The 17,661-nt window shown below is 56.2% G+C and carries 21 protein-coding genes; 7 read left to right on the top strand and 14 right to left on the bottom strand.

Annotation, left to right across the window (positions count from 1 at the left end):
* Positions 1 to 13: 13 nt before the first annotated feature.
* The 5 genes from NB069_RS02020 to rpsF all read right to left on the bottom strand — a co-directional run bounded on the left by NB069_RS02020 (position 14) and on the right by rpsF (position 2,549).
* Positions 14 to 955, bottom strand: a complete 942-nt coding sequence (locus NB069_RS02020; protein WP_250587320.1) for a DMT family transporter — start codon at positions 953 to 955, stop codon at positions 14 to 16.
* 154 nt (positions 956 to 1,109) lie between these two features.
* A complete protein-coding gene (gene rplI, locus NB069_RS02015; protein ID WP_103177988.1) occupies positions 1,110 to 1,559 on the bottom strand; it encodes a 50S ribosomal protein L9 in 450 nt (149 codons plus the stop codon).
* 41 nt (positions 1,560 to 1,600) lie between these two features.
* Positions 1,601 to 1,828, bottom strand: coding sequence for a 30S ribosomal protein S18 (gene rpsR / locus NB069_RS02010; RefSeq protein ID WP_000135199.1), 228 nt, complete (start codon positions 1,826 to 1,828; stop codon positions 1,601 to 1,603).
* Between the two features lie 4 nt (positions 1,829 to 1,832).
* The gene (gene priB / locus NB069_RS02005) at positions 1,833 to 2,147 is read right to left on the bottom strand and encodes a primosomal replication protein N (protein ID WP_039028462.1); all 315 of its coding nucleotides are present in this window, start codon (positions 2,145 to 2,147) and stop codon (positions 1,833 to 1,835) included.
* A 6-nt stretch (positions 2,148 to 2,153) separates the two neighbouring features.
* A complete protein-coding gene (gene rpsF, locus NB069_RS02000) occupies positions 2,154 to 2,549 on the bottom strand; it encodes a 30S ribosomal protein S6 (RefSeq protein ID WP_011915632.1) in 396 nt (131 codons plus the stop codon).
* Positions 2,550 to 2,893: 344 nt separating this feature from the next.
* On the opposite strand from rpsF, the gene yjfY reads away from it, so the two are divergent.
* Positions 2,894 to 3,169: a DUF1471 family protein YjfY gene (gene yjfY / locus NB069_RS01995; protein ID WP_250587318.1), complete on the top strand. Its 276-nt coding sequence runs from the start codon at positions 2,894 to 2,896 to the stop codon at positions 3,167 to 3,169.
* Between the two features lie 87 nt (positions 3,170 to 3,256).
* Here the strand turns inward: yjfY and NB069_RS01990 are convergent, their stop codons facing one another.
* Genes NB069_RS01990 through ulaA form a run of 6 tightly spaced genes read right to left on the bottom strand, consistent with a single transcriptional unit; the run spans position 3,257 to position 7,665 of the window.
* Positions 3,257 to 3,943, bottom strand: a complete 687-nt coding sequence (locus NB069_RS01990; protein ID WP_250587316.1) for an L-ribulose-5-phosphate 4-epimerase — start codon at positions 3,941 to 3,943, stop codon at positions 3,257 to 3,259.
* On the bottom strand, positions 3,930 to 4,796 hold the full coding sequence (locus NB069_RS01985) for an L-ribulose-5-phosphate 3-epimerase (RefSeq protein WP_250587314.1): 867 nt from the start codon (positions 4,794 to 4,796) through the stop codon (positions 3,930 to 3,932). Before NB069_RS01985 ends, NB069_RS01990 begins: the two co-directional genes overlap by 14 nt.
* A 9-nt stretch (positions 4,797 to 4,805) precedes the next feature.
* The gene (locus NB069_RS01980) at positions 4,806 to 5,456 is read right to left on the bottom strand and encodes a 3-keto-L-gulonate-6-phosphate decarboxylase UlaD (protein ID WP_250587312.1); all 651 of its coding nucleotides are present in this window, start codon (positions 5,454 to 5,456) and stop codon (positions 4,806 to 4,808) included.
* A 12-nt stretch (positions 5,457 to 5,468) separates the two neighbouring features.
* Entirely contained in the window at positions 5,469 to 5,936 is a 468-nt protein-coding gene (ulaC, locus tag NB069_RS01975) for a PTS ascorbate transporter subunit IIA (protein ID WP_250587310.1), read from the bottom strand.
* Between the two features lie 10 nt (positions 5,937 to 5,946).
* Positions 5,947 to 6,252 carry a PTS ascorbate transporter subunit IIB gene (gene ulaB / locus NB069_RS01970; protein WP_039028456.1) on the bottom strand — a complete coding sequence of 102 codons (306 nt, stop codon included), beginning with the start codon at positions 6,250 to 6,252 and terminating at the stop codon, positions 5,947 to 5,949.
* Positions 6,253 to 6,264: 12 nt separating this feature from the next.
* Positions 6,265 to 7,665 carry a PTS ascorbate transporter subunit IIC gene (gene ulaA, locus NB069_RS01965; RefSeq protein ID WP_250587308.1) on the bottom strand — a complete coding sequence of 467 codons (1,401 nt, stop codon included), beginning with the start codon at positions 7,663 to 7,665 and terminating at the stop codon, positions 6,265 to 6,267.
* A gap of 353 nt (positions 7,666 to 8,018) precedes the next feature.
* On the opposite strand from ulaA, the gene ulaG reads away from it, so the two are divergent.
* Positions 8,019 to 9,083, top strand: coding sequence for an L-ascorbate 6-phosphate lactonase (ulaG, locus tag NB069_RS01960; protein ID WP_250587306.1), 1,065 nt, complete (start codon positions 8,019 to 8,021; stop codon positions 9,081 to 9,083).
* A 108-nt stretch (positions 9,084 to 9,191) separates the two neighbouring features.
* Positions 9,192 to 9,947 (top strand): HTH-type transcriptional regulator UlaR, encoded by a 756-nt coding sequence (ulaR, locus tag NB069_RS01955; protein WP_250587304.1) that lies wholly within the window; start codon positions 9,192 to 9,194, stop codon positions 9,945 to 9,947.
* On the opposite strand, the gene yjfP is transcribed toward ulaR, so the two are convergent.
* Complete coding sequence (gene yjfP, locus NB069_RS01950) at positions 9,944 to 10,675, bottom strand: esterase (RefSeq protein ID WP_250589433.1); 732 nt, start codon at positions 10,673 to 10,675, stop codon at positions 9,944 to 9,946. The genes ulaR and yjfP overlap by 4 nt on opposite strands.
* 138 nt (positions 10,676 to 10,813) lie before the next feature.
* On the opposite strand from yjfP, the gene bsmA reads away from it, so the two are divergent.
* The 3 genes from bsmA (at position 10,814) to NB069_RS01935 (ending at position 13,665) form a co-directional block, all read left to right on the top strand.
* Positions 10,814 to 11,143 carry a biofilm peroxide resistance protein BsmA gene (gene bsmA / locus NB069_RS01945; protein WP_250587301.1) on the top strand — a complete coding sequence of 110 codons (330 nt, stop codon included), beginning with the start codon at positions 10,814 to 10,816 and terminating at the stop codon, positions 11,141 to 11,143.
* Between the two features lie 136 nt (positions 11,144 to 11,279).
* Positions 11,280 to 11,567, top strand: coding sequence for a DUF1471 family protease activator YjfN (gene yjfN, locus NB069_RS01940; RefSeq protein WP_284677024.1), 288 nt, complete (start codon positions 11,280 to 11,282; stop codon positions 11,565 to 11,567).
* Positions 11,568 to 11,739: 172 nt separating this feature from the next.
* Positions 11,740 to 13,665, top strand: a complete 1,926-nt coding sequence (locus NB069_RS01935; RefSeq protein WP_250587297.1) for a methyl-accepting chemotaxis protein — start codon at positions 11,740 to 11,742, stop codon at positions 13,663 to 13,665.
* A gap of 3 nt (positions 13,666 to 13,668) precedes the next feature.
* On the opposite strand, the gene NB069_RS01930 is transcribed toward NB069_RS01935, so the two are convergent.
* Positions 13,669 to 15,291, bottom strand: a complete 1,623-nt coding sequence (locus tag NB069_RS01930; RefSeq protein ID WP_250587296.1) for an isovaleryl-CoA dehydrogenase — start codon at positions 15,289 to 15,291, stop codon at positions 13,669 to 13,671.
* Between the two features lie 182 nt (positions 15,292 to 15,473).
* On the opposite strand from NB069_RS01930, the gene NB069_RS01925 reads away from it, so the two are divergent.
* On the top strand, positions 15,474 to 16,763 hold the full coding sequence (locus NB069_RS01925) for an MFS transporter (protein ID WP_250587294.1): 1,290 nt from the start codon (positions 15,474 to 15,476) through the stop codon (positions 16,761 to 16,763).
* 123 nt (positions 16,764 to 16,886) lie between these two features.
* On the opposite strand, the gene rlmB is transcribed toward NB069_RS01925, so the two are convergent.
* The gene (gene rlmB, locus NB069_RS01920; RefSeq protein WP_250587292.1) at positions 16,887 to 17,621 is read right to left on the bottom strand and encodes a 23S rRNA (guanosine(2251)-2'-O)-methyltransferase RlmB; all 735 of its coding nucleotides are present in this window, start codon (positions 17,619 to 17,621) and stop codon (positions 16,887 to 16,889) included.
* Between the last annotated feature and the right edge of the window lie 40 nt (positions 17,622 to 17,661).

The raw sequence follows: 17,661 nt of genomic DNA, 5'->3' as shown, positions 1-17,661 counted from the left end.
GGTGGGGTAATGCTTACCGGGCCTGTTTTCCACTCTCTTTATTGACCCACCAGATCCCTGAGCAGACCAGCACCAGCGCCACGGCATATTTGATCTCCAGGATGTTCTCCCCCAGGAAAATGGCAGAGAGTACCGTTCCGGCGACCGGCACTAAAAAGTTGAACGGGGCGATCATGCTGACGCGGTTGTGTTTCAGCAGCAAACTCCACAGGGCAAACGCCACCGAGGAGAGCAGGGTCAGATAACCCAGGATAGCTGCCGCCTTAACGCTGGGGACTGCCAGCGTCCCGCCCGTGATATAGCCCCCCACCACCAGCATCACCCCGCCTATCGCCAGCTGCCAGCCGGTCATCACCATCGGGTCCACCGTCTGAGAAATACGCTTACCGTAGAGCGTGGCGGCAGAGAGGATAAACGCCGCCAGCACCACAAAACCGTCCCCGTTCCAGACAAAGTGGAAGTCCTGCAAGCCGCTGTTAAAGTTCACGATCATCACCCCGGCAAAACCGAGGATACAACCGAGGGCCTTGTTGTAGCTGATCCTGTCGTTCTGATAGATGAAGTGAGCCAGCATAACGCTGAAGAAGGTGGCGGTCGCGTTCATGATCGAGCCTTTAGCACCCGTGGTGTAGGCAAGGCCGATATAAAAGAAGGTGTACTGAATGGCCGTCTGCGTCAGGCCAAGAACCGTCAGCTGCCCAAACTGTCGCGGGCTGAGGCGACCAATTGGCTTGCGTTGAGCCAGGGCAAACAGCAGCAACAGCAGGCCTGCAAAAACAAAGCGATAACCGGCAAACACCACTTTTGATGGAATGTCGTTAGCGGCGATCTGAAAGAGTTCGTAGCCACTCTTGATTGCGGGATAAGAGCTACCCCATAACAGGCAGCACAGCGTCGCGCTGGCGAAGACGATGTTTTTACGAGAGAAAAGCGGTGCAGGCAGAGCGGTGTCCATGACAAATCCCAAAGTTAAAATGTCGTTTCATTTTATTATCCGGGAATGCGCAAGGAATAGCCACCATACAAGTCACAAAGAGGGGGAGCCGGTCGCGTTAAAAAGCAAAACGCCGGCACAAGGCCGGCGCTTCGACGTGGTGAAGAGTAATTACTTACTCAGCAACAACGTTAACAACCAGTTTCGCGAATACTTCGCTGTGAACCTGGAAGTCCACTTCGTGCTCACCGGTAGTACGCAGAACGCCGTTCGGCAGACGAACTTCGCTCTTAGCAACGTCAACGCCAGCTGCAGTTACAGCGTCAGCGATGTCGCGGGTACCGATGGAACCGAACAGTTTACCTTCGTCGCCAGATTTAGACGCGATGGTAACGGTGCCCAGTGCGTTGATTTTCTCAGCGCGAGCGTTAGCAGCCGCCAGAACGTCAGCCAGTTTGGCTTCCAGTTCAGCACGACGTGCTTCGAAAAACTCTACGTTTTTCTTGGTAGCAGGAACAGCTTTACCCTGTGGAACCAGGAAGTTACGAGCGTAGCCCGCTTTAACGTTTACCTGATCACCCAGGCTGCCCAGGTTTGCTACTTTATCAAGCAGAATAACTTGCATTACCTTATCCTCTTAAAGTCGTATTAATGGACCGTGCCCGATTACTGATGACGATCAGTGTACGGCAGCAGAGACAGGTAGCGAGCGCGTTTGATAGCGCGAGCCAGCTGACGCTGGTATTTTGCACGAGTACCGGTGATACGGCTTGGGACAATCTTACCGCTTTCGGTGATGTAGTTTTTCAGCGTTGCGATATCTTTATAGTCGATCTCTTGAACGCCTTCCGCGGTGAAACGGCAGAACTTGCGACGACGGAAATAACGTGCCATTTGGCTAGTCTCCAGAATCTATCAAATCAATCTGCTCGGCATGCAGAACAAGTTTGCTCAGGCCGTTCTTTGCCTTGTGGCAAGAGATGAACCCCTGAACCGTTACTGCGCTACCGACCGTTATACTGTGAGTAATGGCCTGGTTTTCGTGTCCGCTAATAATAACGGGCATTTGGCACCACGCCTGCCGGTGAAACCCGGCTTCCTCCTGCACTGAACGATGCTCAAGCACGAACTGGCAGTGAGGAATTCCTGATGGGCTGACCTTGCGAAGTGGGGTCCTGCACACGGTACCGGACAACACCAGACGGTTGGTCATCAGAAATTACTCTTCAGAATCCCCAGCATCAGAATCATCTGCGGTTTCGTTTGCGAAATCATCGCGACGCTCACGGCGCTCGTCTTTCGCTTTAACCATCGGAGATGCTTCGGTCACTGCGTTTTTGGTACGCATAACCATGCTGCGGATAACGGCATCGTTGAAGCGGAAGTTAGTTTCCAGCTCATCGATCGCTTCCTGCGGAGCTTCAACGTTCAGCAGAACGTAGTGAGCTTTGTGCAGTTTGTTGATCGGATAAGCCAGCTGACGACGGCCCCAGTCTTCCAGACGGTGGATCGTGCCTTCTGCTGCAGTAATTGCACCAGTGTAGCGCTCGATCATACCCGGAACCTGTTCGCTCTGGTCAGGATGGACCATAAAAACGATTTCGTAATGACGCATCGAATTGCTCCTTACGGATTATTCAGCCTCCTGTCTGGGTCAGCCGAGGCCCGGGGAGGCAAGGAACGTGTTAAAGGTCGGCTGAAAAATTGACGCGTCATAATACTTGCGCCCCCCAGGAAACTCAAGCTGATTGCGCAAATAATTCGCACAAAGCGCAAAGCGGGTCTAAGTGGGTGATTTACCATTGCTCACGGGCGATCGCGGCGTTTTTTTGAACAACAGCATCAGAAATGGTCGCCATAGCCTGTGAGATTCATGCTTAAACTTTAATCAGACCCTGTCTCAGAAAATAAGACAGCCGTGAATATCGTCGCACCGTAGTTTGCTGTGGAGCGCATATCATGAAAAAAATCACTTTTGCCCTTCTGGCTGCGCTTTTGCTGAGTGCAAACGCGACTGCAGCCATTCAGGTTGACGGCCGACAGGCCAGAAATATGGATGATGTGCAAAGTCTGGGCGTCATTTATATCAACCATAATTTCGCCACGGAAAGTGAAGCGACTGAAGCTATTCATGCAGAAGCCGATGCGCGGGATGCCCGCTACTATCACGTCATGCTCACCCGTGAACCGGGCAGCAACGGCAATATGCACGTCAGCGCAGATATCTATCGGTAACGCTTTGACGCTAGCACCAGGAAAGCCAACAACGAAAAAATTGTCATAGTCTCATTAGCCCCCTGCCCGGGGGCTTTTTTTCTTCTTTTACTTCTGCCCGTAATAAGCATTGGCGCCATGCTTGCGCATGAAATGTTTGTTCATCAGATAGCTGTCGACAGGCTTCAGGTGCGGATTAATGCCGCGGGCTATCCACGCCATTTTCGCCACCTCTTCCATGACTACGGCATTGTGCACGGCGTCGTGAGCATCACTTCCCCAGGCAAAGGGGCCATGTTGATAGACCACAATCCCCGGCCTGTGTAGCGGTTCACCCTCACCCAGCGTTTCAATGATCACCTTGCCGGTGTTGAGCTCGTACTCCCCCTGCACTTCTGCTTCGGTTAAGGCCCTGGTGCAGGGAATATCACCGAAAAAGTAGTCAGCATGGGTCGTGCCGAGCGCGGGGATCGCCAGACCTGCCTGTGCCCAGGCGGTCGCATGGGTCGAGTGGGTATGCACCACCCCGCCAAGGGAGGGGTAACGCCGGTACAGCGCCAGATGGGTTGCGGTATCAGACGAAGGGCGCCATTGCCCCTCTACCACGTTGCCGCTGAGATCCACCACCACGATGTCATCGACACGCAGGGTCTCGTAGGCGACACCGCTGGGTTTGATCGCCACCAGCCCACGCACGCGATCGATGGCGCTGACGTTGCCCCAGGTGAAAGTGACCAGACCGTAACGCGGCAAATCCATGTTTGCCTCAAATACCTGCTGCTTAAGCTGCTTCATGATGATCCTCTCCGAGCCCGGCTCGCGCCATACGTTCCAGCACCCAGTCGCGCGCCTGCGCCACTTCGCGAACCGGATCGTCTGAGGTTTCGCTCCACATCTCGATCAGATAAGGCCCACAATAGCCGCTCTGTTTTAGCGTCCGGAAGCAGCGTTCAAAATCGACTATCCCGCTGCCAAACGGCACGTTTTTAAAGACGCCCGGACGGGTATCTTTCACATGGACCGCCACGATATGGCCGATGCCCGCCTGCAGTTCCATCTGCACATCGTTATCCCACGCCGAAAGATTGCCGATATCGGGATAGAGCTGGAACCACGGATTATTCAGATAGTGGGCATACCCCAGCGCCTTGCTGATAGAGTTCATCAGCGGGTAATCCATGATTTCCATCGCCAGCGTGACCTGCGCACGGCTGGCCATCTCAACGCTCTCTTTCAGCCCATCACGGAAACGACGCCGCGTTTCGTCATTGGCTTCCTGGTAGTAAACGTCATAACCGGCCAGCTGGATGACGCGGATCCCCACATCCTGGGCAAAGCGAATCGCTTTACGCATGATCTCAAGCCCCTGCGCCCGCACGGCGTCATCTTCACTGCCGAGTGGAAAGCGGCGGTGGGCGCTCAGGCACATCGAGGGCACACGCACGCCGGTGTCGGCGACGGCGTTCACCAGAGCCAGGCGCTGTTCGCGGCTCCAGTCGAGGCGGGCGAGGCGTTCGTCCGTCTCATCCACCGACATTTCGATGAAATCGAATCCCAGCGACTGCGCCAGTTTCAGCCGTTCGAGCCAGCACTCCCCCGAGGGGAGCGCCTTTTCATAAATGCCAAGCGGCACCTGTTTGCTTAACATAGCCGCTCCTTATCGCCACAGCTGGGCGATGGAACGTTTAAACTGTCGCGCGGCTTCCACCGGCGAGGCGGCATCGCGAATGCTGCGACCGGCAATAAAGACGTGAATCGGAATACCGGCGAACAGCGGTAAATCCTCCAGTGCCAGCCCGCCGGTAACCGTGACCTTAAAGCCCATATCCGCCAGGCGCTTAACGGCGCTGATATCCGCCTCGCCCCAGGCGACGCCCGCGGCCTGTGCATCGCGGCTGCGGTGATAGACAACCTGCTGAATGCCTGCGGCGCGCCACTCCTCAGCCTGCTCCCAGGTCCAGAAGCCGGTGAGTTCGATCTGCACGTCGCCGTTAAACTCTTTTGCCACTTCCAGCGCGCCTTTGGCGGTGTTGATATCCGCGCAGCAGATCACCGTGACCCAGTCCGCGTTAGCTTCGAAGCACATCCGCGACAGAATTTTGCCCGCATCGGCAATTTTGGCGTCGGCCAGCACAATTTTATGCGGATAGAGGGCTTTCAGGTCGCGGACGGCGCGCACCCCCTCGCCGACACACAGGATGGTGCCCACTTCAATGATGTCCACCTCTTCGGCGATGAGACGCGTCGTTTCGTAAGCGTGGGCCAGAGTCTGGTTATCCAGGGCAACCTGCAACATAGGTAATGACATTTCAAATCCCTCTTAAACTGTCGCCGCTGTGGCGTTGTCGATTAAATCCAGCACTTCCTGCGCGGTGCGGCAGGCGCGTAAACGGTCGAAATTGGCTTCATCATCAAACAGATTGACGATCTGCATAATGCCCACTTCCTGGTGGGTGTTGGCATCAACGGCCGCCATGGTGATCAGGATGTCGACCGGGTCGTTATCCTCGTGGTTAAACACCAGCGGCGTTTTCAGGGTGACCAGCGCGAAACCGGTTTTTTTGACGCCCTCTTCCGGGCGGCCATGAGGCATGGCCAGCCCCGGCGCAATGACAAAGTACGGCCCGAACTGCTCCACGCCATCAAGAATGGCCTGGTAATAGCGCGGCTCAACCACATCAGCCTTAACCAGCAGATCGACGCCCAGCTTGACCGCCTCCTGCCAGGTGCTGGCCTCGGCCTGTAAAAGAATGGCGTCATTCTCTGCCAGCGAATCACGTAGTTTCATAGGAGCCTCTTTACTTCACGTCTTGTGGGAAGTGCGCTTTGATCACTTCCAGCAGTTTTGGGCCAAAGTCCGCTGGCGACAGCATGTTGCGTACACCTACCACGTATTTATTGCCGGTCACGTTAATCTCACCGGCGATATGGGTAGAGGCGATGATGATGTCCGCGCCGTTCAGTTCACTTTTGTATTCCCCCACCGCGCAGCTGTTTACCGTGTGGTCGATGTTTGACTGGGTCAAAAACTGGTCCACTTTCATCTTCATGATCATGGAGCTCCCTTGCCCATTGCCACACACAGCCAGGATACGTACGGTCATAATCAAAACTCCTTAGTGAGCAGAAACTTCTGCTGTTTGTTGTTCCGCATCTTCTTCAGCCCGCAGCGAACGGCCAGCGAAGAACATATAAGCCAGTGCAATCAGTATGATGACGCCCATACAGACCAGGCCAACCGAGGCGAAGCCCTGCATCATCGGCGGCGCCAGAATTGACCAGTCCGCCATCCCCATCCAGGCGCTCATACCGGTGAGCTTGACTGCCCACACGCAGCCGAAGATTTCAATCATGCCCATCACCAGGCAGATCTTGAGCGCCGCGCGCCAGCCGCCGAAGTGGTTAGCAAACACGCCAATGGTGGCGTTAGAGAAGAACATCGGGATAAAGCCAGGAATGATCAGGATGGAAGAGCCGCAGCCCACCAGGATACCCACCGCAATCAGCTGGCCGATGGTGCCCCACATAAAGCCCCACACCACCGCATTCGGTGCGAAGCTGTAAATCGCCGCACAGTCAATCGCTAATACCGCGCCGGGGATCAGACGCTGAGAGATACCGTTGAAGGCCTCCGACAGCTCGGCCACAAACATACGCACGCCCTGAGTGATGATGAAAATCGCCACGGCGAAGGAGAAGCCGGTTTGCAGGATGTAGATGGTCCAGTGGGTTTTACCCGCCATGGCCTGGACGACGTCAATCCCGAAGGAGAGCAGGATGGCGCCAAAGAAAATGGTCATAACGATCGCCGTAGAGACGATGTTGTCGTGGAAGATATTCAGCCAGCCGGGCAGTTTCAGGTCCTCAACGCTCTCCTCTTTTTTACCCAGATACGGGGCAACTTTATACGCAATCCATGAGGCAAACTGCTGCTGGTGGCCGATGGAGAAACCGCAGCCGTCGGTTACTTCCTGCGTCGGCTTGTACATCATATTGGAAGTGATCCCCCAATAGAGCGATACCAGCACCGCCGTACAGATGATGGTGGTCCACATCGGGTAGCCGAAGATATAGAGGGAAACCGCAATCAACCCGGCCTGCTGGAACATGATGTGGCCGGTCAGCATGATGGTGCGGATGCCGGTGATTCGCCGCAGCAAAACGTAGATGATGTTTAACGCCAGCGCGAGCAGGACAGCGTAACCCACCCAGCTATAGGCATCCCCCATGCGTTCGATGGTGGCCATCATTGAGGCGTAGGTGTCTGAAATCGCGCCATTGATGCCATACACTTCCGACATTTTGGCGACAACGGGTTTAAAGGTGCTGGTTAAAATGCCTGAACCCGCCTGAAGCAGCATAAAACCGATGATGGTTTTGATGGTGCCTTTGATTATTACGCTCACGCTTTTACGCAGCAGGATATAACCCAGGCACGTCACGATACCCAGCAGCAGCGGGGCATTGGTCATTACCTGATTAAAAAAGACGGTAAAGACGCTGTAGAGGATCTCCATAACACTCTCCGGTAAAGGCAGTACGATGCGTCGTGCTCGTACAACAGCCCTCACTCTAGTAATCACAAATAATCACCACAAGATTGATTTTGATTATTTGTGACGCATCACGCAAATTATTTCCCTGCAAAGTGAAGTGTCTTTACCCCTATTGGCGAAAACCAATATAAAATATTTAAATTCAATAAGTTATATAAATATACGCAACATATACCTATATGAGAATTTTTATGACACTGGCTTGAGATTGCCGTAAGCCTCGCAAAACAGCATTGCATTACTGATTCAATGGTGACAATATCAATCAAAACAAATCACCTTATGATTACTTTTGACAGATAGGGAGTCTGAAAATGAGTAAAGTGAACACCATTACCCGCGAATCATGGATCCTGAGTACTTTTCCGGAATGGGGTAGCTGGCTGAATGAAGAGATCGAGCAGGAGCAGGTTGCGCCGGGCACATTCGCGATGTGGTGGCTGGGCTGTACCGGTATCTGGCTGAAGTCCCAGGGCGGCGCCAATGTTTGTGTCGATTTCTGGTGCGGCACCGGCAAGCAGAGCCATGGCAACCCGCTGATGAAAAAAGGCCATCAGATGCAACGAATGGCGGGCGTTGAAAAGCTGCAGCCAAACCTGCGTACCACGCCGTTTGTCCTTGATCCCTTTGCCATTCGTCAGATCGATGCCGTTCTTTCGACCCACGATCATAACGATCATATCGACGTCAACGTTGCGGCGGCGGTGATGCAAAACTGCCCGCAGGACGTGCCGTTTATTGGGCCACAAACCTGCGTCGATCTCTGGATCGGCTGGGGCGTGCCAAAAGAGCGCTGCATCGTGGTAAAACCGGGCGACGTGGTGAAAATCAAAGACATTGAAATCCATGCCCTTGACGCGTTTGACCGCACCGCGCTGATTACCCTGCCGGCCGATCAGAAGGCAGCCGGCGTGTTACCGGACGGCATGGACCAGCGCGCGGTGAACTATCTGTTCAAAACCCCGGGCGGTTCGCTGTATCACAGCGGTGACTCTCACTACTCTAACTACTATGCCAAACACGGTAACGAGCACCATATCGACGTGGCGCTGGGCTCCTACGGTGAGAACCCGCGCGGTATCACCGATAAGATGACCAGTGCCGATATCCTGCGTATGGCTGAAGCACTGAACACGCAGGTCGTGATCCCGTTCCACCACGATATCTGGTCTAATTTCCAGGCCGATCCCCAGGAGATCCGCGTGCTGTGGGAGATGAAAAAAGATCGGCTGAAGTATGGCTTCAAGCCGTTTATCTGGCAGGTGGGGGGCAAATTTACCTGGCCGCTGGATAAAGACAATTTTGAATATCACTACCCTCGCGGCTTTGAAGATTGCTTCACGATTGAGCCCGATTTGCCATTCAAATCGTTCCTGTAATCTTCAGGCGATCGCCAGGCTTCTCGCCTGGCGACAGAACATTTTGCTTAGTATTTTCAGGCTATTTCAAATATCATCTTTTAACATCAATTTATTTCGGAATAGCTCATGACGGAAGCACAGCGGCATCAAATTTTACTGGATCTCCTGGCGCAAACGGGATTTGTCACCGTTGAGCAGGTGATTGCCCGGCTGGGCGTTTCTCCCGCCACCGCGCGCCGGGATATCAACAAACTTGATGAAAGCGGCAAGCTGAAAAAGGTCCGTAACGGCGCCGAAGGCATCAGCCAGCAGCGCCCACGCTGGTCGCCGATGAATATTCATCAGGCGCAGAATCATGACGAGAAAGTGCGTATTGCCCGGGCCGCCTCCCAGCTGGTTAATCCTGGCGAAAGCGTGGTGATTAACTGCGGTTCCACCGCGTTTCTGCTGGGCCGTGAAATGTGCGGCAAACCGGTGCAAATCATCACTAACTACCTGCCGCTGGCCAATTACCTGATCGATCAGGAGCATGAGAGCGTGGTGATCATGGGCGGCCAGTACAATAAGAGCCAGTCCATCACCTTAAGCCCGCAGGACAGCGAGAACACGCTCTATGCCGGGCACTGGATGTTTACCAGCGGCAAAGGCCTCACCGCAGAAGGGCTCTATAAAACCGATATGCTGACGGCGATGGCTGAGCAGAACATGCTGAACGTGGTCGGCAAGCTGGTGGTGCTGGTCGACAGCAGCAAGGTTGGGGAGCGCGCGGGCATGCTGTTCAGCCGTGCAGAGCAGATAGACCTGGTGATCACCGGCAAAAATGCCAACCCGCAGATCCTCCAGAAGCTGGAAGATCAGGGCGTGAAGATCCTGCGCGTTTAAAGGTGCTGGCGGAAAAACGCCACCGTGGCCTCGAGCGCGGTCGGCGTAATCCGGTGTTTCACTCCCGCCTCCCACAGACAGGTCAGGTTTTTATCCAGCCCTTGCTGCTGTAACGCCTGTTGGAGACGGAATGTTTCTCCGGCGGGCACCACATCATCTTCCTCGCCATGCCACAGCAGCAGTGGACGGTCGGCAAGATGCGGCAGCGCGGTCGCCACTTCCCAGTCGGCAAGCGGAGAGACCATCGCTGCGAATGCCTCAGGTTGCAGCGGCGGAAACAGCGTACGGGCCAGCGATGTAAAATAGCCAGAGCCCATCAGGCTTGCCACACACTTCACCTCAGGGTAGCGCGTCATTATCCCCAGCGCGGTCATCCCTCCCATGGAGGCCCCGGCCACAGCAAGGCGTTCATCGGCTACCAGCCCGGCCTGATACAGCGCATCCCGCAGGGCGGCAAACTCGGTGAGATTGCCATGCAGAATCGGCCAGAACTGCCCCAGGCGGGCCTGCTCATCTCCCGTAAAACGCGCCCCGTGATCGGGTGCATCCGGCATCACCACCCGAAAGCCTGCCTGCGCCAGCGCTACCGCAAAATAGCTGTAGACCAGCTTTGATGAAGTAAAACCATGATAAAAAATAACAACCGGCAAAGGTTGAGATGCTTTTCCCGCCGGAATGGCGTGTACAATCTCATGGTCGCCAAGCTGCCGGACGTCGAGTTCAATCATCATTGGGCCTCATACTTATGTGTGAATCATAATGTTGAGAACTGGCTTACGCTTTCACACAATTTTCATTCGAAATTTACGTCTCAGATAACAATTTGGGAACATTCCCCCAATCTCAAATCAACAGAGATCTACACTATGACTATCAGGAAACGAGATATGGTTATGCGAAGGGTTGCTGCTTTAACGCTGATACTGCTGTTGGCCGGATGTAGCGTGTTGGAAGGTACGCCACAGCCTGCGCCACCGGTTGCCGATCACCCTCAGGAAATACGCCGTAATCAGACGGAAGGATTACAGCGAATGGGTACCGTTACCGCCCTTGAGCGCGGCTCTCCCGCAGATGTGGAAGATGCCATTAAAGCAAAAGCTGTCGCCGCGAACGCAGATTATTACGTCATTCTCCTTATAGATGAAACCATCGTAACAGGGCAATGGTATTCGCAGGCCATTTTATACCGTAAATAACGCGCGGTATTTAAACGACATTTACACTGCTTTGCGTCCATAGACGTTTTCCTGTCCACAATAAACTCCATGCCTGTGACAATGGAAGTGGGTTTATTAGCGAAGGATTGCCCGGCGGATTCCGGGGATACGTAAAATGGAGCTAACGATGAAACGATCTCTTGCTTTAACCTCTCTGTTGCTCTCAGCCGGTCTGGTGAGTACGGCAGCACAGTCAGCTGAATTTGCCAGCGCGGATTGTGTGACGGGCTTAAATGAAATTGGATTGATCTCCGTGAGTGATATCTCAGGGAGCCCGCAGGATGTAGAGCGTATGATTGCGCTAAAAGCCGATGAACAGGGTGCCTCCTGGTATCGCATCATTAAAATGCAGGAAGAGAGCCATGTCGATCGCTGGCGGGCACAGGCCATTCTGTATGTCTGAACAATGCGAATAAAAAGCCACTAAAAAAGGGTGGCTTTTTAATATTTACAATTCTGTTATCCTTGCCGTTACTACCTCGAGACATTCTTGTAACATCCCGTTACATAAACTGAATAAATGTTATCCCCGCTCTGCCGTTGAAAAGCGATACCTTTTTAACTATGAGCAATTTATGATCAATTTTTTCCGCCGTGCAGGTCTGGGCACTAAGCTATCGCTGCTTACCGGCTTGAGCGTTGCCACGCTCTTTCTGTTTTTCACTTTTCTCCTGAGCTACAACACCAGTCAAAAACTTGAATCGCTGGCCATTGAAGACCTGCATAATCAGTCCACCGGCGTGGTGGATATGGTGGAGATGTTCAACACCAGCCTCACTGAAGAAGTAGAGAGCTATACCCGCCTGTTCACCACCTTCCTGCCGCAGCCGCTGAACCTTGATGCCAGCCAGACCCGGACGATAAACGGTCAAAACGTTCCGCTACTGAAGGGCGGCGATACGGAACTTCACGAGAACAACGCCACGCCGGATGATTTTCTGAATCGCACCGGAGCCATCTCTACGCTGTTTGTCCGCAGCGGCGACGATTTTGTCCGTGTGGCAACCTCGCTGCGTAAAGAGAATGGCGACCGGGCCATTGGGACGGTCCTCGATCATGCCAGCCCGGCCTGGGCGGTGGTCAACGCAGGCGAAGTTTACCGCGGCCTCGCCCTGCTGTTTGGCAAACGCTATATCACCCAGTATCAGCCGGTAAAAGACGCGGGCGGACAGGTGATCGCCATTATCTTTGTCGGGGTCGACATCACTCACTCATGGAACGTCATGCGCGAGAAGATCCTCAGCCGCCGTCTGGGCGAAAGCGGCCACTTCTTTGTGCTGGACCGCAGCAATGGCAAAAATCACGGCCAGTATCTGTTCCATAGCGCCGAAGAGGGGCAGCGACCGAAATGGGACAACGCCGTTCAGCAGCAGCTGCTGGGAGATCGTTCCGGTACCCTGGAGCGCAAAAGCGTCGATGGCCGCACGCTGATTATGGCCTGGACGCCGCTTCCGGGCTGGAACTGGACGATCGTGGGCGAAGTGGATAAAAGCGTGCTGCTGGCCGACGTGACCCACCTGCGCGATCGCTTCCTGCTGGCGGGTCTCGCACTGTCAGCGCTCTTTGCCATGCTGTTCGTGTTTATTATTCGCCGCTGGCTGTCACGCCCGCTGCGCGATGTGATTGGCCTGGCCGAACAATATGCCGCAGGCGATCTGCGCGCCACCCTGCCTGCAGGACGTCAGGATGAGGTTGGCCAGCTCATCAATGCCATCAACGGCATTGGCAGGGGACTGCAAAAAATCGTGCTACAGGTGCGGGAAGCGGCGGGAGATATTCATCTGGGCACCAACGCTCTCGCGGCGGACACCGGCGAGATTTCCGGGCAGATCAACAAGCAGGCCAGCAGCGTGGAAGAGACCTCCGCCAGTATGGAGCAGCTGGCGGCCACCGTGCAGCAGAACGCGGCCAATATGGAGCAGACCCAGCAGCTGGTGGGCGAAACCTCCCGGGCAGTGCATCAGGGCGGGGAGACCGTCAGCAATGCTGTCTCCACCATGGATGATATTCGCGAAGCATCGAAACGTATCGAAGCTATCACCCGGGTGATTGAGAGCATCGCCTTCCAGACCAATATTCTGGCGCTGAATGCCGCTGTAGAAGCCGCCCGGGCAGGCGAACACGGTAAAGGTTTCGCCGTGGTCGCCCAGGAAGTTCGCGCCCTGGCAGCACGCAGCGCCAACGCGGTGAAGGAGATTGAGCAGCTGATTGGCGATACGCTCAGCAAGGTAAGCGAGGGACACGCCCTGTCGGAGCAGACCCGCCAGGCGATGGAAAGCATCATCGAGCACATCGATAACATCAACCAACTGGTCACGGAGATTAACCACGCCTCGCGTGAGCAGTCGGCAGGTATTGGTCAGGTGAATCTGGCGATGACGCATATCGGCGAAGCGTCACATATCAACGCCGATCGCGTCTCGCGCAGCGAACAGACGGCGCAAACCCTGCGGGAGAAGGGTTCGCACCTGACCGAGCTGGTCAGCCTGTTCCGCCTGTAAAAGTCAGGCCACGCCGCCCGTGGCGCGCAGCAGCAGGTCGTCCTGTATCTGTTCGCTGAGCAGGGATCTGCCCCGGGCGTCAAGCATTTCACGGCACCAGGCCTGCGCCAGCGGTGGAGAGGCGTGACGCAGCATCTGCGCCCCCGCGCCCAGCAGGTAAATCTGCCGGGCGATCTCCCTGCCCTGCGCCTCCTGCGGTTTGCGTAACTTCTGCTGGAGTTGGCGCCAGCTGCGATCGAAATGACGATCCTGGCCTTTTACCTCAGCAAAATCAGCCGCAAGCAGATCGACAACGCCTGGCTGCTTCGTCAGCACCCGCAGCACGTCCAGACCCATAATATTGCCCGAGCCTTCCCAGATGCTGTTGACCGGCATCTCGCGGTACAGGCGCGGTAACTCGCTCTCTTCGCAGTAGCCAGTTCCCCCCAGAACCTCCATCGCCTCCGCAACGAACGGGATGCCCGCTTTACAGATCGCCAGTTTCGCGGCCGGGGTAAACAGCCGCGCCCACAGCGCCTCAGGCTCGTTTTCACGGCGATCCCAGGCCCGCGCCAGGCGGAACAGCAATGCCGTCTGGCCTTCGAGCTGCAGCGCCATGCGGCTTAATACATCACGCATCAGCGGCTGATCGATCAGGTTTTTGCCAAAGGTCTGCCGCTGATGGGCGTGGTACAACGCTACCGAGAAGGCGCGACGCATCAGGCCGTGGCTACCGAGGGCGCAGTCGAAACGGGTGAGACTGCCCATCTTCAGGATCTGGCGCACGCCTTCCCCTTCCTCACCCAGCAGCCAGCCGGTGGCGTCGAGAAACTCGGCCTCGCTGCTGGCATTCGAGCGGTTGCCCAGCTTGTCTTTCAGACGCTCCAGATGCACGGCATTGCGCAGGCCGTCAGGCAGAAAACGGGGAACGAAGAAGCACGACAGGCCGCCTTTGGCCTGGGCCAGCACCAGGTGCGCATCGCTTTGCGGTACCGAGAAAAACCACTTATGCCCCACCAGCCGGTAGCTGCCATCGCCGCAGCGCTCTGCCCGGGTGGTGTTGCTCAGGACATCCGAACCGCCCTGCTTTTCCGTCATCCCCATCCCGATTAACAGGCCGCGCTTCTGATTACCCGGTGCCAGATGGGAGTCGTAGCGGTCGCTCAGCAACGGCGACAGCCAGTCGTGAAATGTGCGCGGTAGCGCCTGCTGCAATAGCGGTGTAGCGGCATGGGTCATGGTGATGGGGCAAAGCGTACCGGCTTCGACCTGGGCATGCAGAATAAAACGTGCCGCCCGGGCCACGAAGGCCCCTTTTCGCGCCTCCTCTTCCCACGCCAGGTTATGTACCCGGTTGGCGCAGAGTCCCTGCATCAGCAGGTGCCAGGCGGGGTGAAAGCGCACATCGTCCAGCCGGGAGCCGCTGGCATCATAGCGCAGCAGTTCGGGCGGGTTAACGTTAGCCAGGCGGCCAAGCTCCAGAGATTCTGCCGTCCCCAACTGCTGGCCGATGCTGGCGAGCAGGTCAGCGTCCCAGTCGGCACCTTCACGATTGACCGCTTCACACAGGGCACGATCGGAAAGAAAAAGGTTGCTGTTGGTGAGTGGCGCAGGCTGATTAAAAACAGTGTGCGTCTGCCAGTGCATGTTGTATCCCTCCTTCTATGGCAACGGGGTAAGTATGGACAGACCGGGCAGACGCTGCACTACAGTGAGCGCACATTAACGCCACTCCGAAGCGTGAACATGGTCACACAATGAGCGAATAATAAATTTCTTATCAAATGTTATGGTGAATAATTTATTCTCGACTCATGGAGAGAATAACAATGCACAACACACCCCGGGCGCCGGATGCCCACAAGCGCGCTTTGATTGCTGGCTCCATCGGCAATTTCATCGAATGGTATGAATTTGCGGTGTACGGTTTTCTGGCCACCGTGATTGCGAAAAACTTCTTCCAGCTCAGCGGCGAAGCGGGGCTGACCAGCCTGATCCTCACCTACGCCTCGTTCGCCATCGCCTTTTTCTTCCGCCCGCTGGGTGCCATCGTATTTGGCCGGATTGGCGATCGTATCGGGCGCAAGCCCACGCTGATTATCGTCCTGGTGATGATGACGCTGGCAACGGCGGCAATAGGCCTCGTGCCGGTGTATGCCAGCATCGGGATTGCCGCTCCGCTGATCATTACCGGCCTGCGGATCCTGCAGGGACTTTTTGCTGGCGGCGAATACGGCGGTGCGGTGTCGCTGATGACCGAGTTCGCTCCGCGCGGTAAACGCGGACTGTACGGCGCATGGCAGTCCTTTACCGTTGCGCTGGGCCTGCTGGCCGGAGCGGGTATCGTGGCGCTGCTCTCTGCGCTGTTGACGCCAGAAGCCCTGCACGACTGGGGCTGGCGCATTCCGTTCTTTATCGCCCTGCCGCTGGGGGCTGTGGCCCTGTGGCTGCGGGTGAGCATGGAAGAGACGCCGAGCTTCGTGAAGCAGCAAACCAAACCGGTGGCCGTCAAGGCTCGCGTCCGCGATACGCTGAAGGCGATTGTCATGGGCATCGGCCGGGTGATGGTGTGGTCCGCCGCGGGATATACCTATCTGGTGATCATGCCCGCCTATCTGCAATCAGCCCTGCATACCGGCTTTAACCAGGCGCTGCTGATTGCGGTGATCTCCAATATCGGCTTTGCGCTGACCATTATCCCGTCGGGCATGCTCAGCGACCGCATCGGACGGCGGACGGTGATGGTGATCGCCGCCGCGCTGCTGCTGATCCTCGCCCTGCCTCTGCTGAAAATTCTGCAGGCGGAGGCCAGCACGCTGGCGGTAAAAGCGCTGGTGGTGCTCATTGCCGGTGGTCTGGTGGGAATGCTGGCGGGACCTGGGCCAGCGATGCTGTCAGAGATGTTCCCGACGCGGGTGCGCTACACCGGGCTGGGGCTGGCCTATTCTCTGTCGAACGCCATCTTCTCGGGCTGTGCGGGGTTAATCATTACCGGGCTGATTAAAGAGACGGGCAACCTGGATATTCCGGCCTATTACGTTATGGCGACGGCGGTAGTGAGTATTGTGGCGCTGATGACGCTTAAGAAGGATGACCATTTGCGGTCGCTGGAGGAGTGACAGTGCCGGGTGGCGGCTTCGCCTTACCCGGCCAGGATGATCACCGTCTGGTGCCCTCACCCCGCCCCTCTCCCACGGGGAGAGGGAGAAAACACTAAAGGCCTTCTTCGAAGGCCTTGCTGTTTATTTCCCGCGCTGGCGCACCGCTTCAAACAGGCAGATGCCGGTTGCCACGGAGACGTTCAGGGACGACACGCTGCCCGCCATCGGAATGCTGATCAGCTCGTCGCAGTGCTCGCGCGTCAGGCGGCGCATACCTTCCCCTTCCGCACCCATCACCAGCGCCAGACGGCCGGTCATTTTGCTCTGGAACAGGGTATGGTCCGCCTCACCTGCGGTGCCAACGATCCAGATATTCTCTTCCTGCAGCTGGCGCATGGTGCGCGCCAGGTTGGTCACGCGGATCAGCGGCACGTTCTCCGCCGCGCCGCAGGCCACTTTCCTGGCCGTCGCGTTGAGCTGCGCGGAGCGGTCTTTCGGCACGATCACCGCATGGACGCCCGCCGCATCTGCGCTACGCAGGCAAGCACCGAGGTTGTGCGGATCGGTCACGCCGTCGAGGATCAGTAAGAACGGGTTATCCAGCGCGGCAATGAGATCCGGCAGATCGTTCTCCTGATACTGGCGACCCGGCTTCACGCGGGCGATGATCCCCTGGTGTACCGCGCCCTCGCTTTTCTCATCCAGGTACTGACGGTTCGCCAGCTGGATCACCACGCCCTGCGCTTCCAGCGCGTGGATCAGCGGCATCAGGCGTTTGTCTTCACGCCCTTTCAGAATAAAGACTTCCTGAAAACGCTCCGGTGCGCGCTCCAGCAGGGCCTGCACCGCGTGGATGCCGTAAATCATTTCACTCATTGATGGTTCTCGTTAATTACTGTTCGCCTCTCCCTGTCGG

Source organism: Leclercia adecarboxylata (genome assembly GCF_023639785.1).
Classification (GTDB): Bacteria; Pseudomonadota; Gammaproteobacteria; order Enterobacterales; family Enterobacteriaceae; genus Enterobacter; species Enterobacter adecarboxylatus_D.
Note: the sequence above shows the minus strand (reverse complement) of the source record. Positions and strands in the feature narration are given on the sequence as shown.